At 64.9% G+C, this 24,560-nt stretch carries 27 protein-coding genes; 6 read left to right on the top strand and 21 right to left on the bottom strand.

Features of this window, described 5'->3' with window-relative positions; translation table 11 throughout:
- The first annotated feature begins 27 nt into the window (after positions 1-27).
- Complete coding sequence (locus tag ACYQ6W_RS03435; RefSeq protein WP_459673589.1) at positions 28-1,041, top strand: NAD(P)/FAD-dependent oxidoreductase; 1,014 nt, start codon at positions 28-30, stop codon at positions 1,039-1,041.
- A gap of 53 nt (positions 1,042-1,094) precedes the next feature.
- On the opposite strand, the gene ACYQ6W_RS03440 is transcribed toward ACYQ6W_RS03435, so the two are convergent.
- The 8 genes from ACYQ6W_RS03440 to ACYQ6W_RS03475 form a co-directional block, all read right to left on the bottom strand.
- Positions 1,095-1,247, bottom strand: coding sequence for a hypothetical protein (locus ACYQ6W_RS03440; RefSeq protein ID WP_459673590.1), 153 nt, complete (start codon positions 1,245-1,247; stop codon positions 1,095-1,097).
- Positions 1,248-1,360: 113 nt separating this feature from the next.
- Positions 1,361-2,890 carry a SpoVR family protein gene (locus ACYQ6W_RS03445; protein ID WP_459673591.1) on the bottom strand — a complete coding sequence of 510 codons (1,530 nt, stop codon included), beginning with the start codon at positions 2,888-2,890 and terminating at the stop codon, positions 1,361-1,363.
- Positions 2,887-4,167, bottom strand: coding sequence for a YeaH/YhbH family protein (locus tag ACYQ6W_RS03450; protein ID WP_459673592.1), 1,281 nt, complete (start codon positions 4,165-4,167; stop codon positions 2,887-2,889). Before ACYQ6W_RS03450 ends, ACYQ6W_RS03445 begins: the two co-directional genes overlap by 4 nt.
- Positions 4,168-4,176: 9 nt before the next feature.
- Positions 4,177-6,123 (bottom strand): PrkA family serine protein kinase, encoded by a 1,947-nt coding sequence (locus ACYQ6W_RS03455; RefSeq protein WP_459673593.1) that lies wholly within the window; start codon positions 6,121-6,123, stop codon positions 4,177-4,179.
- 306 nt (positions 6,124-6,429) lie between these two features.
- Entirely contained in the window at positions 6,430-6,870 is a 441-nt protein-coding gene (locus ACYQ6W_RS03460; protein ID WP_459673594.1) for an RbsD/FucU family protein, read from the bottom strand.
- 90 nt (positions 6,871-6,960) lie between these two features.
- On the bottom strand, positions 6,961-7,656 hold the full coding sequence (locus ACYQ6W_RS03465) for a YoaK family protein (RefSeq protein ID WP_459673595.1): 696 nt from the start codon (positions 7,654-7,656) through the stop codon (positions 6,961-6,963).
- On the bottom strand, positions 7,649-8,131 hold the full coding sequence (locus ACYQ6W_RS03470; RefSeq protein ID WP_459673597.1) for a phosphate-starvation-inducible PsiE family protein: 483 nt from the start codon (positions 8,129-8,131) through the stop codon (positions 7,649-7,651). The genes ACYQ6W_RS03465 and ACYQ6W_RS03470 overlap by 8 nt, the downstream gene beginning before the upstream one ends.
- 68 nt (positions 8,132-8,199) lie before the next feature.
- Positions 8,200-9,210: an alpha/beta fold hydrolase gene (locus ACYQ6W_RS03475; RefSeq protein WP_459673598.1), complete on the bottom strand. Its 1,011-nt coding sequence runs from the start codon at positions 9,208-9,210 to the stop codon at positions 8,200-8,202.
- A gap of 213 nt (positions 9,211-9,423) precedes the next feature.
- On the opposite strand from ACYQ6W_RS03475, the gene ACYQ6W_RS03480 reads away from it, so the two are divergent.
- Positions 9,424-9,906: a YciE/YciF ferroxidase family protein gene (locus ACYQ6W_RS03480; RefSeq protein ID WP_459673599.1), complete on the top strand. Its 483-nt coding sequence runs from the start codon at positions 9,424-9,426 to the stop codon at positions 9,904-9,906.
- Here the strand turns inward: ACYQ6W_RS03480 and phnN are convergent.
- From phnN to phnG, 8 genes are read right to left on the bottom strand one after another with little or no spacing between them, the layout of a single operon-like run.
- Entirely contained in the window at positions 9,881-10,480 is a 600-nt protein-coding gene (phnN, locus tag ACYQ6W_RS03485) for a phosphonate metabolism protein/1,5-bisphosphokinase (PRPP-forming) PhnN (protein ID WP_459673600.1), read from the bottom strand. The genes ACYQ6W_RS03480 and phnN overlap by 26 nt on opposite strands.
- Positions 10,477-11,616: an alpha-D-ribose 1-methylphosphonate 5-triphosphate diphosphatase gene (locus ACYQ6W_RS03490; RefSeq protein ID WP_459673601.1), complete on the bottom strand. Its 1,140-nt coding sequence runs from the start codon at positions 11,614-11,616 to the stop codon at positions 10,477-10,479. Before ACYQ6W_RS03490 ends, phnN begins: the two co-directional genes overlap by 4 nt.
- On the bottom strand, positions 11,613-12,314 hold the full coding sequence (phnL, locus tag ACYQ6W_RS03495; protein ID WP_459673602.1) for a phosphonate C-P lyase system protein PhnL: 702 nt from the start codon (positions 12,312-12,314) through the stop codon (positions 11,613-11,615). Before phnL ends, ACYQ6W_RS03490 begins: the two co-directional genes overlap by 4 nt.
- Positions 12,311-13,084: a phosphonate C-P lyase system protein PhnK gene (gene phnK, locus ACYQ6W_RS03500; protein ID WP_459673603.1), complete on the bottom strand. Its 774-nt coding sequence runs from the start codon at positions 13,082-13,084 to the stop codon at positions 12,311-12,313. The genes phnL and phnK overlap by 4 nt, the downstream gene beginning before the upstream one ends.
- The gene (locus tag ACYQ6W_RS03505; protein WP_459673604.1) at positions 13,081-13,926 is read right to left on the bottom strand and encodes an alpha-D-ribose 1-methylphosphonate 5-phosphate C-P-lyase PhnJ; all 846 of its coding nucleotides are present in this window, start codon (positions 13,924-13,926) and stop codon (positions 13,081-13,083) included. The genes phnK and ACYQ6W_RS03505 overlap by 4 nt, the downstream gene beginning before the upstream one ends.
- Positions 13,923-15,032 (bottom strand): carbon-phosphorus lyase complex subunit, encoded by a 1,110-nt coding sequence (locus tag ACYQ6W_RS03510; protein ID WP_459673605.1) that lies wholly within the window; start codon positions 15,030-15,032, stop codon positions 13,923-13,925. The genes ACYQ6W_RS03505 and ACYQ6W_RS03510 overlap by 4 nt, the downstream gene beginning before the upstream one ends.
- A 3-nt stretch (positions 15,033-15,035) precedes the next feature.
- On the bottom strand, positions 15,036-15,608 hold the full coding sequence (gene phnH, locus ACYQ6W_RS03515; RefSeq protein WP_459673606.1) for a phosphonate C-P lyase system protein PhnH: 573 nt from the start codon (positions 15,606-15,608) through the stop codon (positions 15,036-15,038).
- On the bottom strand, positions 15,605-16,063 hold the full coding sequence (phnG, locus tag ACYQ6W_RS03520; RefSeq protein ID WP_459673608.1) for a phosphonate C-P lyase system protein PhnG: 459 nt from the start codon (positions 16,061-16,063) through the stop codon (positions 15,605-15,607). Before phnG ends, phnH begins: the two co-directional genes overlap by 4 nt.
- A gap of 99 nt (positions 16,064-16,162) precedes the next feature.
- On the opposite strand from phnG, the gene ACYQ6W_RS03525 reads away from it, so the two are divergent.
- Positions 16,163-17,299 carry an alpha-D-ribose 1-methylphosphonate 5-triphosphate diphosphatase gene (locus ACYQ6W_RS03525; protein WP_459673609.1) on the top strand — a complete coding sequence of 379 codons (1,137 nt, stop codon included), beginning with the start codon at positions 16,163-16,165 and terminating at the stop codon, positions 17,297-17,299.
- Between the two features lie 10 nt (positions 17,300-17,309).
- Here the strand turns inward: ACYQ6W_RS03525 and phnE are convergent, their stop codons facing one another.
- From phnE to ACYQ6W_RS03540, 3 genes are read right to left on the bottom strand one after another with little or no spacing between them, the layout of a single operon-like run.
- Positions 17,310-18,122 (bottom strand): phosphonate ABC transporter, permease protein PhnE, encoded by an 813-nt coding sequence (phnE, locus tag ACYQ6W_RS03530; protein ID WP_459673610.1) that lies wholly within the window; start codon positions 18,120-18,122, stop codon positions 17,310-17,312.
- Positions 18,119-18,886: a phosphonate ABC transporter ATP-binding protein gene (gene phnC / locus ACYQ6W_RS03535; RefSeq protein WP_459673611.1), complete on the bottom strand. Its 768-nt coding sequence runs from the start codon at positions 18,884-18,886 to the stop codon at positions 18,119-18,121. Before phnC ends, phnE begins: the two co-directional genes overlap by 4 nt.
- Positions 18,883-19,791 carry a phosphate/phosphite/phosphonate ABC transporter substrate-binding protein gene (locus ACYQ6W_RS03540; RefSeq protein WP_459673612.1) on the bottom strand — a complete coding sequence of 303 codons (909 nt, stop codon included), beginning with the start codon at positions 19,789-19,791 and terminating at the stop codon, positions 18,883-18,885. The genes phnC and ACYQ6W_RS03540 overlap by 4 nt, the downstream gene beginning before the upstream one ends.
- 178 nt (positions 19,792-19,969) lie before the next feature.
- Between ACYQ6W_RS03540 and ACYQ6W_RS03545 the strand changes: the two genes are divergently transcribed.
- From ACYQ6W_RS03545 to ACYQ6W_RS03555, 3 genes are all read left to right on the top strand, one after another.
- The gene (locus ACYQ6W_RS03545; RefSeq protein ID WP_459673613.1) at positions 19,970-20,446 is read left to right on the top strand and encodes a YbaK/EbsC family protein; all 477 of its coding nucleotides are present in this window, start codon (positions 19,970-19,972) and stop codon (positions 20,444-20,446) included.
- Between the two features lie 292 nt (positions 20,447-20,738).
- Positions 20,739-22,556: a phosphomethylpyrimidine synthase ThiC gene (gene thiC, locus ACYQ6W_RS03550; RefSeq protein ID WP_459673614.1), complete on the top strand. Its 1,818-nt coding sequence runs from the start codon at positions 20,739-20,741 to the stop codon at positions 22,554-22,556.
- A 95-nt stretch (positions 22,557-22,651) separates the two neighbouring features.
- Positions 22,652-23,650 carry an alpha/beta fold hydrolase gene (locus tag ACYQ6W_RS03555; protein WP_459673615.1) on the top strand — a complete coding sequence of 333 codons (999 nt, stop codon included), beginning with the start codon at positions 22,652-22,654 and terminating at the stop codon, positions 23,648-23,650.
- 24 nt (positions 23,651-23,674) lie between these two features.
- Here ACYQ6W_RS03555 and ACYQ6W_RS03560 read toward each other — a convergent pair whose 3' ends face one another.
- Both ACYQ6W_RS03560 and ACYQ6W_RS03565 read right to left on the bottom strand, forming a co-directional pair.
- A complete protein-coding gene (locus ACYQ6W_RS03560; protein ID WP_459673616.1) occupies positions 23,675-24,178 on the bottom strand; it encodes a chemotaxis protein CheW in 504 nt (167 codons plus the stop codon).
- A 32-nt stretch (positions 24,179-24,210) separates the two neighbouring features.
- Positions 24,211-24,558, bottom strand: a complete 348-nt coding sequence (locus ACYQ6W_RS03565; RefSeq protein WP_459673617.1) for a hypothetical protein — start codon at positions 24,556-24,558, stop codon at positions 24,211-24,213.
- Positions 24,559-24,560 lie beyond the last annotated feature (2 nt).

Raw genomic sequence — 24,560 nt, forward strand, 5'->3', positions numbered from 1 at the left:
CGCGCAGTGAGAGGAGGACGGATGCGCATGGCCGAGACCATCGAGACCGACGTCGCGATCGTAGGAGCGGGGCCGGCGGGGCTTTTTGCCGTCTTCGAATGCGGCATGCTGAAGATGCGCAGTCTGCTCATCGACGCGCTGGACGAGGTGGGCGGCCAGTGCTCAGCCCTCTACCCGGAAAAGCCGATCTACGACATTCCGGCCCATCCGGCGATCGAGGCCATGGACCTCGTGGCCAAGCTCGAAGCGCAGATCGCGCCCTTTGCCGCACCGCGGCTGCTCGGACGACGGGTGGTCGGTCTGGCGGGGGAGGCAGGCGCCTTCACGCTCACGACCGATGCGGGTGACCGGGTGACCGCACGCGCCGTGATCATCGCAGCTGGTGCCGGGGCCTTTGGGCCGAACCGCCCGCCGCTCGACGGGATCGAGGCCTTCGAGGCGACGGGGAGCGTCCAGTATTACGTGCGGCGGCGCGAGGATTTCCGCGGCAAGCGCGTGGTTATTGCTGGTGGTGGCGATTCGGCGGTGGATTGGGCCTTGGCGCTCAAGGACGTGGCGGCGTCGGTTGCCGTGGTGCACCGTCGGCCAAAATTCCGCGCCGCTCCCGAAATGGCTGCGCGACTGGACGAGGCCGCTGCGGCGGGCGCGATCGAGATGGTCATTCCCTATCAGCTACATGGGCTGGAGGGGGCGGGCAGTATGCTGTCGGGCGTGACGGTCGCGACCTTGCAGGGTGAGCAAAAGACCCTTCCTGCGGATGTCCTGCTGCCCTTCTTCGGCCTCTCGATGGATCTCGGACCGATCGCGGAATGGGGCCTCGCGCTGGAGCGGCACCATCTGCCGGTGACGCCCGCAAGCTGCGAAACCACTTTGCCCGGCGTCTTCGCCATTGGCGACGTCGCAACCTATCCGGGCAAGCTGAAGCTCATTCTCCAAGGATTCTCGGAGGCAGCGATGGCCGCTCATGCCATCCACCCGATCGTCCATGCCGACCAGGCGCTGCATTTCGAATATTCGACCAGCAAGGGCGTTCCTGGCTGATCGTCAGCACCGCGGGGAGGCCGCAATCCTCCCCGCGGTTTGGCTTAAGCGGGTTACAATATGAGCAGGACGATGATGATGATCAGGATCAGTCCCAGCCCGCCGCCAAGCCCATAGCCGTAGGGGCCGCCGAAGCCGCCGCCGACGAAGCCGTAACCGCCGCCGAAGATCAGCAGCAGAATGAGGATGATCAGAAGGAGGCGCATCGCATATTCCCGCAAGGTGACAAGGTTGTAACCTAGCTGGGAACGAGTGGCGTTCTGGCAAGACGGAACGGGGGCGTTCCGAGGCCTTCATCTTTTCGCGATCTAGACTCTGGTCAGCTCGGCGGCGGGCCCGCGGTGTAGGTTGCGAGTACCGCATCGGTTTCGGCATCAACCTCCTGGAGCCGCACCTCGTAGCCCCAGAGCTGGGCCACGTGCCGCAAGGTCGCCTCCGCATCACGCTGGGCGAGCAGACGGCCGGGTTGTGTCCGATGCTGCAGCATCAGGCGACGGTCTCCCGCGAGGTCGACGTCCACCACCTGCACGTCCGGGTCATGAGTTGCGGGATCGTAGCTCTCCGCCAGGCTGCGACGGATGGCGCGATAGCCCGCATCGTCATGAATGGCATCCACCAGGAGCGCGGAATCAGCCGTGTCGTCCAGCAGGCGGAACATGCGAAACTGCCGGATGACGGCGGGTGAGAGGAACTGCAACACGAAACTCTCGTCCCGGAAATTCTCCCACGCATACCGCAAGGTGCCAAGCGGGTCCTGGTTGCCGGCGATGTCCGGGAACCAGTTGCGATCCTCCTCCGTCGGATCGGTGCAGATCCGCTCGATATCACTCATCATGGCGTAGCCGAGGGCATAAGGGTTGAAGCCCGGTCCGCCTGCCGGATGATCGAACCCCACCTGCATGATGACGTTGCTCGTGGAGTGCAGGACCTCCAGGAAGGCGGCGTCGTTAATCTGCGCCGTTTCATGCAGGCGCCTCATGATGCGCTGATGCACCCAGGTCGCGCAGCCCTCGTTCATCACCTTGGCTTGGGGTTGTGGATAGAAATACTGGGCGATGAGGCGCACGATGCGAATCACCTCCCGCTGCCAGGGTGCGAGCCGGGGCGCCACCTTCTCGATGAGATAGAGCAGGTTCTCTTCGGGCAGACCTAGGCGCCGGCGCCGGTCGGCCACCGTATCCGTCGTGTGCTTCGGCTTGCCGCCGGGCACGGTGCGCCAGAGATCGTCGAACATACGCTCGTCATGCTCGCGCCGTTCGCGTTCGCGCTTCTGGTCCAGCTTGAGATTGAGCGGGCGCGCGCCGCCGTGGCGATGGACTCCGTGGCGGGACAAGGCGTGGGCGGCATCCAGCACCCGCTCAACCGCAGCAGCCCCGTGTTGGTCTTCGCAGGACGCGATGTAACTGCGCGCGAATTCCAGATAGTCGATGATGGCCGAGGCTTCGGTCCATTGCCGGAACAGGTGATTGTTGCGGAAGAAATGATTATGGCCGAAGGCGGCATGGGCGATCACCAGCGCCTGCATGGTCGCCGTGTTCTCCTCCATCAGATAGCTGATGCAGGGGTTGGAGTTGATCACCACCTCATAGGCCAGGCTGGAATAGCCCCGGCGATAGCTGGCCTCGTGCTGCAGGAAGCGCTTGCCATAGGACCAGTGACGATAGGTGAGCGGCATACCATGCGCCGTGTAGACGTCCAGCATCTGTTCCGGTGTGATGATCTCGATTCGGTTCGGATAGACTTCGAGTCCCAACTCCTCCAACGCGATCCGTTCGATCGCGTCGTAGCTGCGCTGGATGATGGGGAAGTCCCAGTCTGAGCCTTCATACAACAGGCGATGCTCGGTCACGCGGCTACCTTGCGAGCAAAGAGTTGGCGGAACACCGCGAAGATGTCGCGTCGGTCAGAGACACGCGCGACGGCCAAGCGCGGATCCCGCGCGGCGAGCGGCGCATAGCCGCGCCACAGCTCGGTCTCCCCGCGGATCACCGCCATGCTACCGACCTCGATATAGGCGAAATACTGCACGCAGGGCAGAATCTCGCCCTCCAGCATGGCGACGGACTTGTGGGTGTCACTCGTCGAATTGTCGCCGTCCGACGCCTGTGCCACGTAGATGTTCCAGCTGTCCGGAGGGTAGCGCCGTTTCTGGATCGTGAGGAACTCGGTGAGCGCGCTAGAGACGACGGTGCCGCCGGTGCGCGGATCGGTGAAGAAGGTCTGCTCGTCCACTTCTTCGGCCGTCTCGGTATGCCGGATGAAGACGAGATCCACATGCTTGTAGCGACGCTCGAGAAAGACGTGCAGGAGCAGGAAGAATCGTTTGGCGAGATCCTTCATCTGCTCTGACATCGAGCCTGACACGTCCATCAGGCAGAACATCACGGCGCGCGCGGAGGGCTTGGGCACTTGCGTAAAGCGGCGGTAGCGCAGATCGACCGGATCGATCCAGGGAATCCGGCGTTGGCGCAACAGCGCGGTCTCGCGCTCGGCTCGGAGCGCGCGAAGCCGGTCGGCATCCTCCTTGGAGGCCTCGAGCCGCGCGATCTCGGCTTCCAATTCCAGAATGTCCGGGGTTTTGGGCCGTTTCAGACCGATGCGCCGCGCCATGGACTGACGCATGCTGCGCGCCATGTCGATCTGGGAGGGTGAACCATCGGTGGAGAGACCGGTGCGCAGCGGCGCCATGGTCTCGGTTGCGACGATCTGGCTTTTGACCAGGTCGGGCAGCTCCAGATCCTCGAAGAACAGATCCATGAATTCGTCGCGTGTGAGGATGAAGCGGAAGCCATCCTCACCGCCGCCCCCGCTGCCCGGTTCCCCGCCATCGCCGTTGCCGCCCTGGCCGCCCGGCGGGCGCTGGATGCGATCGCCCGTCGAGAATTCCTTGTTCCCCGCGAAGACGACGTGGCGGCGCCCCTTGGTGAAAACGCTGTGGAAGCTCGGCTCGTTCAGCGTGTCCGCCGGAATGGTGACGCTCTGGTCTCGCCCGACTTCCCGGATCGTCCCTTGATCAATCGCCTGTCGGGCAGCCCGGGCGACGGCCGCCCGGGCCCGCTTCAGAACGCGCTGGCGGTTTTCAAGGTTCTTGCCGTGCGGGTTGCGTCTGCGATCAATGATCTCCAAGGCCGCTACTCAGGCTGACTGTTTCACGCGCATATACCATTCGACGAGACGTCGGACCTGCCGCTCAGTATAGCCCCGTGCGGCCATGCGGCTCACGAAATCATTGTGCTTGCGCTCTGTCTCGTTGTCCTTCTTCGAGCCGAAGCTGATGACGGGCAACAGATCCTCGACTTGGCTGAACATGCGCTTTTCAATGACCTCACGGATCTTCTCATACGAGGTCCAGGACGGGTTGCGTCCGCCATTGCTTGCGCGGGTGCGCAGTGCGAACTTCACGACCTCGTTGCGGAAATCCTTCGGGTTCGCGATGCCTGCGGGTTTTTCGATCTTGGTCAGTTCGGCGTTGAGCAATTCCCGGTTGAGCATCTGGCCGGTGTCGGGGTCCTTGAAATCCTGATCCTCGATCCAGGCATCGGCATAGTCGAGATAGCGGTCAAAGAGATTCTGCCCGTAGTCACCGTAGCTTTCGAGGTAGGCCTTCTGGATTTCGTTGCCGATGAATTCCGCGTAGCGCGAGGCGAGCTCATCCTTGATGGTGGCGAGGTAGGCGGCCTCCGTGTCCGGGGGGAACTGCTCGCGGCGGATCGCCTGCTCCAGCACATACATCAAATGCACTGGGTCGGCCGCGACTTCGGCAGAGGAGTAGTTGAAGGTCTCCGACAAAACCTTGAAAGCGAAGCGGGTGGAGATGCCGTCCATGCCTTCGTCGACGCCGGCCGCGTCCTTATATTCCTGCATGGTCTTCACCTTGGGGTCGGTCTCGCGGATGTTCTCCCCGTCATAGACGCGCATCTTGGCGAAGGGCTTCGAATTGGCGTGCGGTTTGAGGCGGGAGAGTACGGCGAAACGGGCCAACATCTCGAGGGTATGCGGCGCGCAGGGTGCCTCGCCCAAGGCGGAGCCCGCGATCAGCTTCTGGTAGATCTTGCTTTCTTCGGTGACGCGGAGGCAGTAAGGCACCTTGACCACGCTCACACGATCGAGAAAGGCCTCGTTCGTCCTATTGTTGCGGAAACTCTGCCATTCCGCCTCGTTGGAATGGGCGAGAATGATGCCTTGAAAGGGGATGGCCCCGATGTTCTCGGTGCCGATGTAATTTCCTTCCTGCGTCGCCGTGAGCAAGGGATGCAGCATCTTGATCGGCGCCTTGAACATCTCGACAAATTCGAGAAGTCCCTGGTTCGCCCGATTCAGCCCCCCGGAAAAGCCGTAGGCGTCTGGGTCGTTCTGGCTGTAGCTCTCAAGCTTGCGAATATCCACCTTGCCGACGAGGGCAGAGATGTCCTGGTTGTTGTCGTCACCAGGCTCCGTCTTGGCGATAGCGATCTGCCGCCGCCGCGACGGATAGAGTTTGACGACGCGAAAGCGCTGCAGATCGCCGTTCCATTCATCGAGCCGCTTGATGGCCCAAGGGCTCATCAGCCCGGTCAGCACGCGGCGCGGAATGCCGTAGCGTTCCAGCAGCATGTCGCCCATGGTTTCGGGATCGAAGAGGCCGAGCGGGCTTTCGAAGACCGGACTCAACTCGTCGCCGGCTTTCAGCACATAGATCGGCTCCTTCTCCATCAGTGACTTGAGCCGTTCGCCAAGGGAGGATTTGCCGCCCCCTACCGGGCCGAGCAGATAGAGAACCTGCTTGCGCTCTTCGAGGCCTTGGGCGGCGTGGCGGAAGAATCCCACGATTCTCTCGATTGTCTCTTCCATGCCGTGGAAATCCGAGAAAGCAGGATAAATGCGGATCGTGCGGTTGAGAAAAATCCGAGAGAGGCGTGGATCGCGCGCCGTATCCAGGATTTCCGGTTCGCCGATGGCGCTCAACATCCGTTCTGCCGGGCTCGCGTAGCAGAGCGGATCATTCCGGCAAGCTTCTAGGTAATCCGCGAGGCTCATCTCTCTCTCACGCGTCTGCTCGCGAAGGGTCGCGTGCAGAGAAAAGATGTCGTCAGATCGAACCATGCGGGGTGTTCTCCAGGCAGTCGGCGAGACGTTCAGGGGATTTGGACAAGGTGCTCTGCGGTGGTCACTCTCCTTGAGCTGCGGCTTCCATCCTGGACCGCCGTCGCTAGCCGTTTCAGCCTAGCGCAAGCAGCTTACGATTTTCATCAACAAGATTTGCTAGAGGCGCGCCCTGTCGAGGTTTTCATCCCGGCGACGGCATCGCTAAAGGTCGGGGACGCTTGGGTTTTTGGTGCGCTGCGGCGCGACAAAAAAAGCCCGGCCCCTCAACGGAACCGGGCTTTCGCCTACAGCGACTCGGTGGCGTCAGCCTTCGCCGGGCCGCAGCACGCCCTTCTTGAGGATGATGTTGCCGTAGAGGCGGCGTTCCGCTGTCTGGACGACCGCGAAGCAGCTTCTGACGAGATCGTAGAAGGCGAAACGCTCCACCGGCACCACGCCGAAGCGGCCACCGCTGTGCTGCTTGACCTGTCCTTCGAACTCTTCGCAAATCGGCGCGAGCACGTCCGGGTCATGCACTTGGCGCATGACGAATGCAGGCTCCTCCACGAAATCGTCAAGCGGCATGAGCTTGAGGATCGCGTCGGTCAGGTGGGTGGCGGTCACGCCGTCCGCCCGCACGACACGCTTGCCCATTGTGGCGGCAGGGAAATTGCAGTCGACGATCGCGATATCGTCACCATGGCCCATCTGCCGCAGGATGGCGAGCAGTTCGGGAGAGATCACAGGGTCGATGAAACGTAGCACGGCCTTCAGGCTCCTTGTTGACGGCTCCGGCCCCGTGTCTACAGGAGGGTACCCGCGGCGCGAAGCGGTGAAACCGCAGTTGAAACCGGTTCAGGCGGTCTCCGACCGCCGGGCTGCCGCCCAAGCGAGGTAGAACAGCAGAAGCGTTGGCAGGGCGAGCGCGAGGAAGCCGAAGGTGATCGCGCCGAGACCCCCAGCAATGGCGCCCACCGCGAAGGATCCGACGGTCAGGCTGATGCGCTCTGCGCCACGGACGAGGTCCTGACGGGCAGTCACGGTCTTCTGCTCGGACGCCGCGGTCAGCCACTGGGTCCAGCGGACCGTCGCTTCCGAGATGTTGGTCGTCATGGCCGTGGTGGAGGGAAGCTTTGCGAGGAAGATGCGCATGAGCGCGTTCTGGGTCGCCATCGCCATGAGCAGCAGGGTCGCGACGCAGAAGGCGCTCGGGTCGTCGGCGAACTGGCTGTCCGGCAGCCAATGCTGCGTGGCGCCGGCCGCGAGGAAGAACAGGCCCTCCAAGACCAGGGCACGCGCCAAGGTTCGCCCGCTCCAGCGGATCATCAAGGTCGCGGCCATGACGCCAGTTACGAAGATCGGCAGGGCGCAGAATTTCAGCAGCACGTGCGGGTTGCCGCGGGCGATGCCCACCGCCATGAAGGCGAGATTGCCCGTGACATGGGCGACCAGAAGCCCATGAAGCGTGAGGAAGGCGAAAGCATCGGCAAAGCCGGCGGTCACCGCCAGCATGACGGACAGTTGCCGCTCCGGCAGTGCGCTGTCAGGCATCCGGCGAGAGGATCGATCCGGCTTGAGCCGCTCGCCGCTCCTGGTCCCGGACGAGCCAATACACCAGGCCGAGAGCAAGGATCGCCACCGCCACCGCGATCGTCTCGCTGACGTTCACCTCCTTCAGATCGAGCACGATGAACTTCCGGAGCGTCGCTAGCAGGCCGATCAGGATGATCGAGCGAATGCGGACGATGCTCGCCTGGCTGGAGGTGACGATCAGGAAGGAGCGTTTGAATTCCAGCCCAATCAGCACCGTGAAGAACATGCCGAAGATGGCGGGATAGACGGAGGGGTCCGCGGGGTCGAGCGATCCGGTGCTGATCAGGGCGGCCGTCACCAGGACGAGGTGCCAGGTGGCGAGCGCGATGAGAACGACGATGACGAGGGTGAGCACCAGCATGATGATGTGCTCGAAAGTCTCGTACAGCGTATTGCCAATAAAGCGGCGCACCGCCGCATGAACATCCGCCATCGCCGGAAAACCCCATCTCGTGGAGATGTCTGCCATAGCGGAGCGGCGGACCGAATTCTATCGGAAGACTACTGGGCGAGCCAGTTTCGCACTGCAGCGCGGAGAAAGGCGCGCTCCTCCGGCAGGTCCGACGGGGCCCCGGCGACATGGCCCCAGATGCTCGGGATGGCGTGCAATGCGCCGGTTTGCAGATGCGCCAGTTCCAGGGCGTTGTCGGCGACGGGGAAATAGAGGTCGGTCTCGCAGGGCATCAGTAGTACCCTGGCGCAGATGGCGGCGAGGGCCGCCGCGAGATCGCCGCCGTAGAGGGCGTTGTTGCTGATGTCCCCCGCATACCAAGTGCGGAGCTGGGCATAGAGATCCGCCGCCGCCAGCTGAAAACCCGGCTGCCAATGCGCGTCGAGAAATTCGTCCAGCGTGTGGGCGCCGGTCGAGGACAGGTGCAAGCCTTCCCGATACCAGGCCTGGCTCATCGCCCAGCCGGCGTAGCACCGCGCGAAGGCGCGGCGGGCGGCCTGCGGCTCGGCTGCGAAGCGGCCATCGCCCAGATGTTCGGGGGCCGCCTCCAGAATGGCCATGAGCGAGGCGAGGAAGACCTGGTTGTGCGGTGAGGTGCGGGCCGACCCGCAAACGATGATGGCGCGCTCCACAGCCTCCGGCGCGAGCGCCGCCCAGTGATAGGCCTGCTGCGCTCCCATGGAGAAGCCGTAGACACAGGCCAACCGCTCGACACCGAAGACCTCGGCAAGCAACCGGCGCTGCGCCGCCACATTGTCGGCTGTGGTCACCAGGCTCGGATAATCCGGCGTGTTGGAGGGGCTGGAGGAGCGGCCGTTGCCGAACATGTTGGGGATCACGACGAACCAGCGTCCGGGATCGAAAAGGCTCTCCGCACCGATCGCCCATTGCAGGCCGGGATGCTGGGCGCCGTAGCTCGTCGGATAAAGGATGACGTTGTCCCGCGCCGGAGAAAGGGTGCCGAAGGATTTCCAGGCGAGTTTCGCCTGCGGCAGAACTGCCCCGGACTGGAGGGCCATGTCCCCCAGATCGAAAACGCCGGTCTCCGTTGGTTCGTCCATCTCGCTCTCCTGCTGCTGAAGAAGAGGATCACCCGTCCTTCTGCATTTGGGAAGCGGGCGATTTCGTGATCGCGTTACACCGGAGCGTGAAAGGGTCAGCGCTTTGGCCGGTGCCTCCTTCCACCCAACTCCTGCAACGATCGAGCCTTGGCCCGTCCGAGCGGGGCGGTGTCGCGGAGCCGGTTGAACGACATGGAGGATACAATGCGCAGTATGGACGAACTTTTCCTGCACTTCCTGCGGGATGTCTATTACGCCGAGCGGCAGATTTCGAAGGCGCTGCCGAAGATGGCGCGGGCGGCGGAATCGCCCGAGCTGAAGCAGGCTTTCCAGGAGCATCGCGAGGAGACTCAACATCAGATCGAGCGGTTGCAGAAGATCTTCGAGACCCTCGGAAAGCGCGCCCAGGGCGTGACCTGCGAGGCCATCAACGGCCTGATCGAGGAAGGCGAGGAGTTGCTGGAGGCGGCGAAGGAGCCGAGCCCGGTGCGCGACGCAGGCCTGATCGCCTGTGCCCAAGCGATCGAGCATTACGAAATGGCGCGCTACGGCTCCCTCCTCGCCTGGGCCAAGCTCGCGGGTCAGAGCGACGTGGCGCAGCTGATCGAGGAGACTTTGGCGGAGGAGAAGAAGGCGGACAGCCTGCTCAACCAGCTCGCCAATTCCAAGGTCAACCAGGCGGCGAAGGCGGCCTAATGTCAGGAGGGGGCGCGGTCAGCGCCCCCTCGCGTTTCTCTGCCAGGTGCGTGAGCAGGCCCACCAGCGCAGATACCCCTGCTGCGATGGTGCCGTCATTGGAAATGCGGTGAAGAGCGACGCCAGGTGGCGGTTCGGCTTGGCGGGACAGGCGCCGTGCGATGTCGGCGCCGCTCTCGCGCCCTCGTTCGGCCAGGCGCGCGGCACGAAGGGCGTCGGGCGCCGTGATCTCGACGGCAACAACCGAAAAGCGCCGCGCAGCTTCCGCGATGACGCTGCGGGATACATTGACCACGACGATCGCGCCTGCCGTTGCGGCGGCGAGGCCTTCGTTCGGCACCCCGTAATAGAGGCCGTGCGCTTCCCAATGCAGTCCGAACTGTCCTTCGCGGAGCAGCGACAAAAAGGTTGGCACGTCGACCGTTTCATGGTCTTCGTGCGAAGCTTCCCGTGTGACGGTACGGCGGGCGAAAACGAAACGTGGGTCGCCCCTGAGCGCGGTCGCCGCACCGGCGAGCAGCGTGTCCTTGCCCGAGCCGGAAGGGCCAACCACGAGCACCAAGAGGCCGGTCATGCGACGCGCAGTCCCTCACGCCAGACGGCGGCCGGCGCGGCGAGTCCGCCCGCCCGGCGCACCCGCAGCAGATCTGCGCGCAGACCCGGGAGCAGACGACCACGATCCGTGAGGCATGCCATGCGGGCAGGGCCAGCGGTGACCAGCGCAACTGCCGCTGGCAGATCGAGCGCCTCCTCGGCCAGATCGAAGGCGGCTTCAAGCAGAGCGGGCGGCACGTAATCGGAGGCGAGGGCATCAACGGCACTGGCCGCGACCAGATCGGCCGCCGCCACATTCCCCGAATGCGATCCGCCGCGGACGATATTGGGCGCGCCGGCGATCACAGTCATGCCGAGGGCCTTGGCCCGGCGAGCGGCCTCCATGCGCACGGGAAACTCACTGATCGCGATGCCGGCGGCGTGGTTGTCATCCACCTCTTCCACCGTCTCGTCATCATGGCTCGCCAGCACGATGCCGCGCCCCGACACCATGTCGAGCAAGGCGCGTCGGTTAGGCGCGCGCAGACGCGCCCGATTGTCACGCAAGATGTCGATCTCGCTGTCGACCTCGGCAAGAGAGGTGCTGCCCGAAGCCATCTTGCGCGTGCGAAAGCGGCCGAGGTCGGCATATTGGCCAACACCCGGCGTATGATCCATCAGGCTCGCCATGCGGACGAGCGGGTGATCGATCACGGACTCGGCGAGGCCAAGCATGTTTTCCGCTGGCAACTCGCAGCGCAGATGGAGGAAGTGGTCGGCCTTCAGCAAGCCGGTCCCGGTCAGCGCCGTCAGATCCCCAACTCCATCCTGAAAGGTGCGGATGCGATCTTCATTGTCGAAGTTGAGGTTGCCGACGCAGAGTGCGTCGAAAACGGTGGTGACCCCGGCGGCCACGCATTGCCCGTCATGTGCGAGGAAGGCGGAGCGAGAGGGCCAGCGTGCATTGGGCCGCGGCATCACCTGACGCTCGAGATTGTCCGTATGCAGATCGATGATGCCGGGCATCACGACGTCGCCCTCGCAGTCGATCGCACCGGCAAGATGCGACGGGCCCTCGGCGATGTCTGCAATCATCCCGTCTCGGATTACCAGGCTGCCGAGGAAGCTGCGATCTTCGAGAACGAGGAGCGCATTGGAAAGGACGATCTCGGTCATGCGGCAGCCTGAACAGGAGAGAGGAGAAAGAGACGATCCGCAATGGCTTCGCGGGTCGGCGCGTCATGGACGATGCCGAGGATGGCCGTGCCCCGTGCCTTGGCTTCGGCGACGAGGCCGACCACCGCGTCGCGGTTGGCGGCGTCGAGCGAAGCCGTCGGCTCATCGAGCAACAGGATGGGATGGCCGCCGATGAAGCCACGCGCGAGGTTCACGCGCTGCTGTTCACCGCCGGAGAAGGTGGCCGGGGGCAGGCCGTGCAGCCGCTCCGGCAGGTTGAGGCGCAGAAGCAGGTCCCGGGCCTGGGCGCGCGCTTCCTCCCGCGGATGGCCCCGTTGCATCAGCGGCTCCGCGACGATCTCGAGCGTTGGCACCCGCGGCACTACCCGCAGGAACTGGCTGACATAGCCGAGCGTTTCCTGGCGCACTTCGAGGACCAGACGCGGGTCGGCCGTCGCGAGATCAACCCATGTGTCGCGATGACGAATGCGGACATGGCCGGAGCCTACGCGATAGTTGCCGTAGAGGCTGCGCATGAGGGTCGACTTGCCGGCGCCCGAGGGGCCGGACAAGACGACGCATTCGCCTTTCGAGAGCGTGAGGTCGACCCCCGCCAGAACGGGCATCGTCGTTCCCCCCTGGAGGTGGAGCGTAAAGGTTTTGCCGAGGTCTTCGGTTGCGAGAACGACGTCACTCATGCCTGAAGCACCGAGCTCACGAGCAGTTGGGTATAGGGATGCTGCGGGTCGTCCAGCACCTGATCGGTGAGCCCCGTCTCCACCACCTGGCCTCGCCGCATGACGAGGATCCGCCCGGCAAGCAGGCGCGCGACGGCGATGTCATGCGTCACCAAGACGACGGCAAGGCCGAGGCGGGAGACGAGGGAGCGGATGAGGTCGAGCAGTTTCGCCTGCACAGATACGTCGAGTCCGCCGGTTGGCTCGTCCATGAAGACGAGGCGGGGATGGGTTGCGAGCGTACGGGCGATCTGCAGCCGCTGCTGCATGCCGCCCGAGAAGGTGCGCGGCAGATCGTCGATCCGGCTTGGGTCAATTTCGACCTGACGCAGCCAGTCCATGGCGATGGCGCGAATGTCGCCGTAGTGGCGGGCGCCTTGCGCCATCAGCCGCTCCCCGACATTGCCGCCGGCCGAGACGGACATGCGCAGAGCATCCCGGGGATTCTGGTGGACGAAACCCCAATCGGACCGGTGCAGCGCGCGCAGCCGGGGCGCCGGCATGGCATGGACGTCCTGCAGCGCGCCGGTCGGGTCGCGATACTGTACCTGGCCTGCGTCCGGCCGGGCCTGCCCCGCTAAGACTCTCAGCAGGGTCGATTTCCCCGAACCGCTTTCGCCGACGATGGCCAGCACTTCGCCCGGCCAGAGTTCCAGGGTCACCTGATCCAGGGCGCGGATGGCGCCGAAGCGCAGATCCAGGCCTTGGGCTTCGAGAAGGGGCACGGTCATGCGGCCTCTCCCAGATCGGGCTCGCGCCGGCTTTCGCAGTAATCCGTGTCCGAGCAGACGAAGATGCGGCCGCCGCGATCATCCGTCACGACCTCGTCGAGGTAGCTATCATCGGCGCCGCACAGCGTGCAGGCATGGGGGGCGCGCAGCAGCTTGAAGGGATGATCCTCGAAATCCAGCGGGCGCACACGGGTATAGGGCGGCACGGCGTAGATGCGCTTCTCCCGCCCGGCGCCGAAGAGCTGCAGCGCCGCCATCCCGTTCATCTTCAGCGTGTCGAAGGCGGGAATGGGCGAGGGCGACATCAGGTAGCGGTCGTTCACCATCACCGGGTAGTCGTAGGAAATCGCGACATGGCCGAAGCGCGCGATGTCCTCGTAAAGCTTCACGTGCATGAGGCCGTAGTCGGCGAGGGCGTGCATCTGCCGTGTCTCGGCCCGGCTCGGTTCGAGTTTCGCGAGAGGCTCCGGCAGCGGCACCTGATAGACGAGAATCTGATCGGCGCGCAGCGGCTGTTCGGGAATGCGGTGGCGGGTCTGGATCACGGTCGCCTCCGCCGTTTTGGTCGTCGTCTCGACGCCGGCGACGCGGGCGAAGAAGCGGCGGATGGAAACCGCGTTGGTCGTGTCGTCAGCACCCTGGTCGATGACCTTGAGGACGTCCGTGGAGCCGAGGATCGCGGCCGTGACCTGGATGCCGCCGGTGCCCCAACCGTAGGGCAGGGGCATTTCGCGCGCCCCGAACGGCACCTGATGCCCAGGAATGGCCACCGCCTTCAGGATGGCACGACGGATCATCCGCTTCGTGGGCTCGTCCAGATACGCGAAGTTATAGCCGTTCATGCCGCCTCTCCCTGTGCGGGCTCGGCCGGTTCGGCCATCTCGGCGGTGCGCCGCAGGGCGCGGATCGTTTCAAGCTCACTCTGGAAATCCACGTAGTGCGGCAGCTTCAGATGTTCGACGAAGCCGGTCGCTTCGATATTGTCGCTATGGTAGAGCACGAACTCGATGTCCTGCGCTGGCGCCGTGACGTCCTCACCGAGCTCCTCGGCGCGCATGGCGCGGTCGACGAGCGCCATGCCCATGGCCTTCCGCTCGCCATGGCCGAAGGTGAGGCCGTAGCCGCGGGTGAACTGCGCAGGCTCCGTCTTCGATCCCGCGAATTGATTGACCATCTCGCATTCCGTCAGGGTGATGCGGCCGATTTCAATCGGGAAGCCGAGCTCCGGCGGTTCGATTTCGACGGCGACGTCGCCCATCCGGATCTCACCGACGAAGGGGTGGTTGTTGCCGTAGCCGCGCTGGGTCGAGTAGCCGAGGGCGAGCAGAAAGCCTTCGTCCCCGCGTGCCAGCGCCTGAAGCCGCAGATCGCGCCCGGCAGGAAATGTCAGCGGTTCGCGCGTCAGGTCGCCGGGCGCAGTGTCGTCTCCCGATGGTTCGGCGCCCATCAAGCTCTCGCTGCGCAGAAGGTCGAGTACGCGCGGCACATGCTCTCGTGGCGGAGCTGCGCGTGGGATGGGAGCGGGGGTGACGTCGCTCTCCGCTTCGAGGGCGAAATCGAGCAGGCGATGGGTGTAGTCATAGGTCGGCCCCAGCATCTGGCCGCCCGGCAAATCCTTGTAGATCGCCGAGATGCGGCGGCGGAGCTGCATCCGGCCGGTTTCCACCGGGCGGGAGGCGGCGAAGCGTGGCAGCGTGGTGCGATAGGCGCGCAGCAGGAAGGCCGCTTCGATGAGGTCGCCTTGCGCCTGCTTGATGGCGAGCGCGGCGAGCGCCGGATCATAGCACGAGCCTTCGGCCATCACCCTGTCCACCGCGCGGCCAAGTTGGCTCGCGATCTGATCGGTGCCAAGTTCGGCAACCGACAGCGGTCCGCGCCTGGTGCGGGCGAGCCAGTCGTGCGCCGCGTCGATCGCGCGCTCGCCCCCTTTGACGGCGACATAGGCCATATTTCAGCTCTCCCCGATGCGCAGGCTGCGCGGCAGCGCGCACACGGCGTTGCCGGCACACAGAAGAAGATCGATGCCACGCGGGAAGGTTTCGTGATTCCGCTGCCACTGCTTGACGAAATCTTCCGGAAGGCCCTGCGGCGCGATCATCGTCGGCGCTTCGAGCCCGGGGCCGTAGATCGTTCGCTTCGGGCCGCCTTCCAGGCTCGGGACCTGCAGGATGACAGTGGCGCCCGCTTCCGGATCGACGTCGCTGCCGGTCTTGAGCTGGGTGAGAGCCGGCAGGCGGGTGGTACAGAGAAAGGCCGCGTCGGCCGCATCCGCTGCGGGCACGACCCCCGCATGGAAGGCAAGCCATTCCCAACTGGCCGCGAGGTTCTCATCTAGCCAGAGGGAAACCTCGGCGTCGACGAGTGTCAGGAGAACCGAAGCGGTGGCCGGAGCGAGGGGCGGCGCCGCGACCGTGTGGCCGAGCGTGACGATGCTTCCGGGCCGAGACATGGCCTGCAGTACCAGACGAAAGCAGCTCTGGGCTTCCGTGACGGGATCGGAGAAGCCGGGTCTGTCCATTGTCATGAGCGCATCGTGGCCAGAGTGAAGAAATCGACACGGGTGGCCTCCGCTTCGGCGGCCGTCTGAGCCTCCGCAGCAGCGAGGGCGCGTGCCAGCGGTGCGATGACCTGTTCCTCCAACCCGGCCGTCAGATCGGGGTCTTGCAGCGCCGCATCGAGGGCAGCGGCCAGTTCCGCCTTCTTCCCGTCGCGCCCGGCGATATAGGCGTGGCCGACCCGACCCTGCGCATTGCGGACGCTGCAACGGGTCACCGTCATCTCGCCCAGATTGAAAGCCCCACCGCTGCCGCCGGCCCGGCCGCGCACCATGACGAGCCCGGCCTCGGGGCCGCGCAGCCGCATGTGGGAGGGAAGCGGGGCCACCTCGGCCAGCCGGGCTTCGATGGCCTGACGGTCGCTTCGCGCAAGGGTTGCCATCCAGTTTTGGCGGCGGGTGATGTCGGTGTTTGGCATCGTCATCCGATATTCATCTAGACGTCTAGACTTTACGCCTGGTGGCGTTAGTGTCAACGGCAATCGCGTGACACCACGCAGGCATGTGAAGAAGCGAGGCAGGCAATGGCTCTGGAGATCGTCGGCGGGGAATGGCTCACGCAAGCCGGCCTGGAAGAGGGAGTGGTCAGGCTTCAGGCCGGGGTGATCGCCAATAGGCTGAGCGGCGCATCGCGACGGTTCGATGCGCGCGAGCTGCTGGTGCTGCCGGGCATCGTCGATCTCCATGGCGATGCCTTCGAGCGGCAGGTGCAGCCGCGCCCGGGGGTCGCTTTCCCGATGGACCTCGCCCTCGCGGAGACCGAGGCGCAGCTCGTCGCCAATGGCATCACCACCGCCTTTCATGGCGTGACGCTGTCCTGGGAGCCGGGGCTGCGCAGCGCCGAAGCCTTCACGGCGCTGCTCATGCAGTTGGAGGCGCATAAGCCACGAACCGCCTGCGACATGCGGGTGCATCTGCGGTGGGAAGCCTACAACCTGGAGGCGCTGGACCTGGCGCTCGCGACGATCGCGGCCGGTCAGGTGCATCTTCTGGCGTTCAACGATCACACGCCCGGCATCCTGCGCAAGATAAAGGACCCTGCGGCTTGCGCCAAATATAGTGATCGCGCGGGCATGACGGTGGAGGCCTTCCGCGCGCTCGCGGACCGTATCGCCGCGCGGGCCGAGGCTGTGCCTGCCGCCCTGGAACGGATCTCGGCGGCCGCGCGCACCGCCGGCATCGCACTGGCGAGCCATGATGACGCAACGCTCGAGGAGCGGGCCGCTTTCCGTGCCATGGGCGCGCGCATCTCGGATTTTCCCATGAATGCCGAGACGGCGCGAGCTGCGACGGACGCTGGCGACTGGGTGCTGATGGGCAGCCCCAACGTGGTGCGCGGCGGCAGCCATATGGGCTGGATCTCTGCCAGGCAGATGGTGGAGAGCGGCCTGTGTCGTATCCTCTCCAGCGATTACTTCTACCCCGCCTTGCTGCGTGCGGGCTTTGCCTTTGGCGGTCGCGATGGGCTCGCCAAGGCATGGCCGCTGATCTCGGAGAACCCGGCGAAGGCCGCAGGGCTCGCGGATCGGGGTACGATTGCGCCCGGTCTGCGCGCGGATCTCGTCATCGTCGCGGCAGAGCCCGCGCCCCGCGTGGTCGCGACCATCGCTGGGGGCCGCATCGTCTATCTCTCGGCAGAGGGCGCGGCGCGGCTCCACTGAGGGCCGCGCGTCAGGCGATCCGTTGCCGCAGCGCGGCGGAAATCCGCTCGGCGCCGACGACGATGGCGAAGGTGAGGACCAGCAGCATCGAGACGGTGCGGTATTGGAAGAGGTTCATCGCCGTCAGCAGCTGGAAGCCGATACCGCCTGCGCCGACGAAGCCGAGGATGAGCGAGGAGCGGATGTTTTCGTCCAGCCGGTAGAGGGTGATGCCGAGCAGCGAAGGAATGACGGTCGGAATGACGCCGTGGGTGAAGACCGCGAGACGTGAGGCGCCGGTCATGCTCAGCGCGTCCACCGGGCCCATGTCGATGTCTTCGATCGTTTCGGCGAAGAGCCGGCCCATCATGCCAAGGCTGTGGATGACGATGGCGAGCGCGCCGGGGAAGGGGCCGAGGCCGACGGCCGCCACGAAGATGAGCGCCCAGACGAGATCCGGCACGACCCGGGCAAGTGCGATGAGGCCACGCGCCGCGTAGTAGAGCGGCTTTGCCGGCGTCGTGTTGCGTGCGGCGAAGAGGGCGATGGGAAGCGCGAAGACGAGGGCAACGGCAGTGCCGAAGAGACCCATGTCGATCGTCTCCAGCGCGGGCCAGAGGGCATCCGGCAGGGCGGAGAGATCGGGCGGCATCGAGCGGCTGACGATGTCTGCGATGCCGGCTGCACCCGTGACCAGATCTTGCGGGCGTGCATGCACGACGACGGCCGCTTGCAGAAACAGGCCGACACAAAATAGCGCCGCGACGAAACCGAGGGCGTTCATGCGGCGCGGCGGCGTGCTCTTCTTTACCGGCTGTGCTGGGTTGATGGCGAAACCGTTCATGCGCTCGCGGGCTCCGGAGCTTTGGTGTAGAGGGCCGAAACCTGCGTCTCGAGCACATCGGCAGGCTTCGTGTCGAACTGTACGCGCCCGGCCTTGAGACCGAGGATGCGGTCCGCATAACGGCGCGCGAGATCCGGCTGATGCAGGACGCAGAGCACGCCGAGCCCATCTTCGTGGGCGACGCGGCGCAGAAGCGTCATCAACTCTTCGGAGGCTTCGGGATCGAGGCTCGCGACTGGTTCGTCCGCGAGAATGGCGAGCGGACGCTGGGCGAGCGCGCGGGCGACAGAGACGCGCTGCGCCTGGCCGCCGGAGAGGGTACCGGCGCGTTGGGCAGCGAAATCCTCAAGGCCAACTTCTGCAAGGCAGGACAACGCGAATTCTCTCTCGCTCTGCGGCAGGAAGCCGAGCGCGGTCGCGAGGGTGCGGTGGCGGCCTAGCGTGCCCGACATGACATTGGCGATGACGCTGCGGCGCTTCACCAGATTGGCATGCTGAAACACCATGCCGAGCGCCATTCTGGCATCCGCGAGCGGACGTCCGGATAGCTCCGTGATCGGCTCCCCGGCGACCTTGATACGCCCAGCAGTGGGCTTGAGCATCCCGGCAATGCAGCGCAGCAAGGTCGATTTGCCGCAGCCGTTGGCGCCGAGAATGACGACGAGTTCGCCCGCTTGAAGGCTGAGGCTCGCCTCCGTCAACGCCATGCGCCCCGTAGGGTAGCGCATGGCGAGGGAGGAGACGTCGATCAGCGTTCTGCTCATGACCCCAGCTTGTTGAGGTCAAGATGCAGCACGGAAACAAGGCTGCGGATACCGTCATAGTCCTTGTCGCTGATGGCGACATAGCCGTGACCTTTGAGGCCGATGACCTTGAGGTCAGCGGCAGGGATGCTGCTGAGATCGAGATTCTGCAGAACATCCGTCAGTTTGGTCTTCAGAGCGGGCGGCAGATTGCCGCGAACGACGACGGGATCTTCGGGAATCGGCTGGCTGGTCCATAGAGTGACGAAATCCGATGGATTATAGATGCCGGCATGTTGCGCGGAGAGAATTTCCTGGCTGTTGATTTCACCCGCTTCGACCTTGTGATGCAGCAGGGCCTCGTAGCTCGCGGTATGGCTGCCGGCATAGACAGCCTTGACCCCATGATCAGGGTCGATCCCAACCGACTTCAGGGCGTAGGCCGGGAAGAGATGGCCGGAGGTCGAAGCCGGATCGGAATAGGCGAAGCTGTGACCGGCCACGCCCTTCAGGGTCGTGATGCCGGAACCGGGCCAGGTCACGACGCTTGCCGTATAGGTGTCGGGCTTGCCATCCGGCGTCGCATAAGTCGCGACGACTTCGGCACCGGCCATCTTCTGGGCCAGAATGTAGCTCAGCGGACCGAACTCCGCGATGTCGATCTTGCCGGCACGCATCGCCTCGATCGTGGCGTTGTAGCTAGTGCCGATCTTGAGATTGACTGGGCATCCCATCTTCTCGCTGATGATGGCTGCAATCTTGTGATAGAGCGGAACAAAGGCGGCCGAGGCGTCGAACGGGATGACACCGTAGTTGATGCCGCCCGCGGGGCAGACATCGGCGGCGAGCGCGCCGGTGCTGGTCGCGATCAGGGCCGCGAAGCCGAACAGCGCCTTCGAGGCGGAGCCTCGGAGAAATGTACGCATCAGGACGGGTTCCTTGTTTGGGCGGCAGGCGCCTTGCCGGCCGCTCGGTCAGGCGGCCTTCTCTAGCCCAGACGCCGCCAGAGACTTTTGACATCTAGATGAATATGGCCGGGACCCGGAACGTTGCGCCGGAGACGGAGGGGCGGAATAGTGTGTCCGTGGTTAGACGGAGACGCCGATGAGCCTCGACTCGGTCCGTGCCTTTTTTGCCGAGAAGGCACCAGACATCGCCATCATCGAGTTGGAGAGCAGCACGGCGACGGTCGCAGCGGCCGCTGAGGGGCATGGCGTCTTGCCGGCGCAGATCGCCAAGACTCTCTCCCTCAAGATTGGGGACCGCTATCTGCTGGTGGTGGCACGGGGTGATGCGCGGCTCGACAATCGCAAGGCCAAGGCGGTGCTCGGCGGCAAGCCGCGGATGCTGGATGCCGAAGAGGTCGTGCGTATCACCGGGCATCCCGTTGGTGGAGTCTGTCCTTTCGGCCTGCCGGAGCCGCTGCCGGTCTATTGCGACATCTCTCTTCAAGCTTTCGACGAGGTGGTGCCGGCTGCCGGCTCCACCCACAGTGCGGTGCGTATCGCGCCCGGCCGCATGGCCGAACTCACCGACGCCGAATGGGTGGACGTGTGCCAGACGCCTGGCGAGGGCGTTTGACCCCGCCGTGGTTCGTGATGCGGCAAGGCGGTTGACAGAGGCGCCCGGGCCTCGCCATCCTTGATCCTACCAAGGGGGGCTCCGGCAAGGAGCTGAGATTCCGCTAGGCCATCCGGTTGGGATGCAGCGCGGTGACCCTGCCGGCAAAGCCTGCGTGCGAAGGCATGTGGCTGCGCCGGGGAACCTGATCCGGATCATGCCGGCGGAGGGACTGGTACGGGAGTGCGGATGGCCCTGTGCCGCCTGTCCGTCATCTCCCGCCCATCTTCTCGCGCGGCGAGGAGGTGTTTCGATGCCAGACGATCTCGCCCAACCCCAAACCGTGACGACGGGACCGATCTCCGGCTCCCGCAAGATCCATTCTGCACCCGAAGGTTTTCCCCAGATTCGGGTGCCCTTCCGTGCAGTGGCGCTCGATCCGCAGGCTGCCGAGCCGCCAGTCACGCTCTATGACACCTCCGGCCCCTATACCGACCCCGAGGTGAGGATCGACCTCGCGCAGGGCCTGCCGCGCATCCGCGAGAGCTGGATCGAGGCACGCGGTTTTGCGGCGGTCACGCCGCGTCAGGTGCAACCCGAGGATAATGGCTTTGCGGAGGGCCGCTTTCTTGCGGCCCCCTGTCCCGCCTCGCAGGTGGTGCGGCAGGCGAGCATGGGGCAGCGGGTGACGCAGCTGGACTTCGCCCGCGCCGGCGTGATCACCGAGGAGATGCGCTATGTCGCGCATCGCGAAAATCTCGGCCGTTCGCGGGCGGCAGAGGGGCCGGCGGTGCGCAGGGCCGATGGCGAAAGCTTCGGCGCCACCATCCCCGACTTCGTGACCCCCGACTTCGTGCGCGCTGAGATCGCCGCCGGCCGGGCCATCATCCCCGCCAACATCAACCACCCGGAACTCGAGCCCATGATCATCGGGCGCAACTTCCTGGTGAAGGTGAATGCGAACATTGGCAACTCCGCTGTCACCTCCTCCGTCGCCGAGGAGGTGGAGAAGCTTGTTTGGGCAACGCGTTGGGGCGCGGACACGGTGATGGACCTCTCCACCGGCCGCAACATCCACAACATCCGCAGCTGGATTCTGCGCAATGCCAGCGTGCCGATCGGCACTGTGCCGATCTACCAGGCGCTGGAGAAGGTGGGCGGCGCGCCTGAAAAGCTGGATTGGCCGGTGTTTCGGGATACGCTGATCGAGCAGGCCGAGCAGGGGGTGGACTATTTCACCATTCATGCCGGGCTGCGGCTGCATCACGTGCCGATGACCGCGGAACGCGTGACCGGCATCGTCTCGCGCGGCGGTTCGATCATGGCGCGCTGGTGCCTGGCGCATCACCGGGAGAGTTTCCTCTACGAGCATTTCGCCGAGATCTGCGAGATCATGCGGCGCTACGACGTGTCCTTCTCGCTCGGCGATGGACTGCGCCCAGGCTCCATCGCCGACGCCAATGACGCGGCGCAGTTCGCCGAGTTGGAGACGCTCGGCGAACTGACCCGGATTGCCTGGTCTCATGGCTGCCAGGTGATGGTGGAGGGGCCCGGCCATGTGCCGATGCACAAGATCCGCGAAAACATGACAAAGCAGCTGGAGGATTGCGCAGAGGCGCCCTTCTACACGCTCGGGCCGCTGACGACCGATATTGGTGCGGGCTACGACCACATCACCTCGGCGATCGGAGCCGCGATGATCGGCTGGTTCGGCACCGCCATGCTCTGTTACGTGACGCCGAAGGAACATCTCGGCCTGCCTGACCGGGATGACGTGAAGACCGGCGTCGTCACCTATCGGATTGCGGCGCATGCCGCTGATCTCGCCAAGGGCCACCCAGCCGCGCGTCTGCGCGACGATGCGGTCAGCCGCGCGCGCTTCGCCTTCCGTTGGCAGGACCAGTTCAACCTCTCGCTGGATCCAGAGACGGCGCAGGCCTTCCATGACGAAACCTTGCCGAAGGAGGCCCACAAGACCGCGCATTTTTGCTCCATGTGCGGGCCGAAATTCTGCTCTATGCGGATCAGCCAGGATTTGCGGGAAGACGCGGTGCGCCTGGCCGGGCTTGCCGAGAAGAGCCGCGAGTTCGAGGCGCAGGGGAAGCACCTTTACCTCTCGCCACCAAGCTGAGCGATCGGCGGGCTGAGGTCGGCATGGGCCCCATGTGACAATCTGATGGCAATTTCATTTGATTCCTATCCCTGGAGTGATAGCCAGGGAGGGCGATGAAGCCTCAGGATAACTCTCCGGAACACGCCGCCTCGGCTGCCGTTTCCTGGCCCCGTCTCCGCTTTGGGATGGGCCGGCGGCAGGCCTTTCGGCCGCGCGAAATCAGCGGCGCCTTCGTCATGTCGGATGGCGCCGTGCTGCCCTATCGCGAGTGGCTGCCTGAAGGGCCGGCGCATACGGTGGTTCTCGCCCTGCATGGCATCAACGATAGCGCTGATGGCTGGGCGCCCCCGGCCGTGCACTTTCAATCCGCCGGGATCGCGCTGATCGCGCCGGATCAGCGCGGTTTCGGCGCGGCCACCGGCCGTGGCCAATGGCATGGCACCGATCGTCTGGTGGCCGATGCCGAGGCCATGGTCGCGGACATCCGCACCCGCTTCCCCGGGGCACGGCTGTTTCTGGCGGGAGAGAGCATGGGGGCCGCGATCCTCATGGTGCTCGCGGCGCGACGGCGGCAACTGGGTGTCGCGGGTTTTGTGCTGAGCGCGCCCGCGGTCTGGGGACGGCGAGAGATGGCGACGGCGCATCGCCTGTCCCTGTGGTGGGCGCATAAGACGGTGCCCTGGCTCCGCTTGCGGGCGGACCGGTTGGGCATCAAGCCGACGGACAATCTGGCCGCTTTGCGGCGCATGCAGCATCCGAGCCTCGGACGGCCCTCGGCCAGCATCCGCTCGCTCAAAGGGCTCGCGGATCTCATGGACAGCGCCTTGGAGACGGCAGGCGGGCGCCGTGCACCGACGCTCTTCCTCTATGGTGGCAAAGATCAGCTGGTACCGCCCCGCGCGATGGCGGCATGCTGGCGGCGGGAGAGACTGGCGAAGCCGGGTGAGCGTGTCTTCGCCTTCTATCCTGATGGCTACCATCTCCTGCACCGGGATCGTGCCGGCGGGATCGTCACACGGGACGTCGTGCACTGGCTGCGCGATCCGGCAGCGGCGCTGCCATCGGGCGCCGATCATCGGGCGGCCGACTGGCTGGCGAGCCTCGCCGCCTGAAGCGCCAATCGCGCGCCGGGGACCTCAGGCGTGTTCGAGATCGAGAGCCGCAACCTGCTCCTGCGGAATGACTGCAGAGAGGGAGAGGATGCCGATGATCCTTTCGTTTATCATGATCAGGCTTTCCACATAGGCACGGGACACCGCGTCTCCCGTATCCGGCGTGATCTGTCGCATCTGATCCGTGACGGTGATGATGTCCGACACTGCGTCCACCAGCAGGCCTACGGCCTTGTCACCCATCTCGATGACAACGACGACGGACGCAGGCGTCGGTTCTCGACTGGGAAGGCCGAGGCGCAGGGCGAGGTCGATGATGGCGAGAACCGTGCCGCGCAGATTGATCATGCCCTTGATGTAGGAGGGCGCATGCGGCAGGGGCGTCGAATTGATCCATCCGCGAATCTCGCGAATCGCCATGATGGTCATGGCGAATTCCTGGTCCCCGACGCGCACGGACAGAAGCTGGTTGCCCGTGTCTCCGGCAGGACCGATGCTGGCGGGGCTTGGCTGGGAGATGGCGGACATCCTGTCACTCCGATCGAAAGAAAATGCCGGTGTCAGAAAAGATCGAGCTCGCCCGAGACCTGCTCGTCCGGATCGGTCTCCTCTCCAGCGAGCCGGTGCGCGAGTGCCGCGAGCTTTACCTCGCCCAAGGCATCGGAAGAGTTAACCCGGCAATCCGTGGGCACGGCCATGTTGAGCGAGAAGAGGAAGGTTGAGATCGCGCTCAGACGCTGCGAGGTGAGATCCAGCGTTTGCACGTTGCGCACGTAATCTGCGTTGGTGGCGATTTCGAAGAGAGCCGGACTCAGCATCGTCTGCAGACGATCAATCGTCGCGCCGAGCTCTCCAACCTCTTCGGCAATCGCCTCCAGAATCGCAACGAGCTGAGTCGAATCTTGCATGA

The sequence above is a fragment of the Acidisoma sp. 7E03 genome (assembly GCF_054665075.1).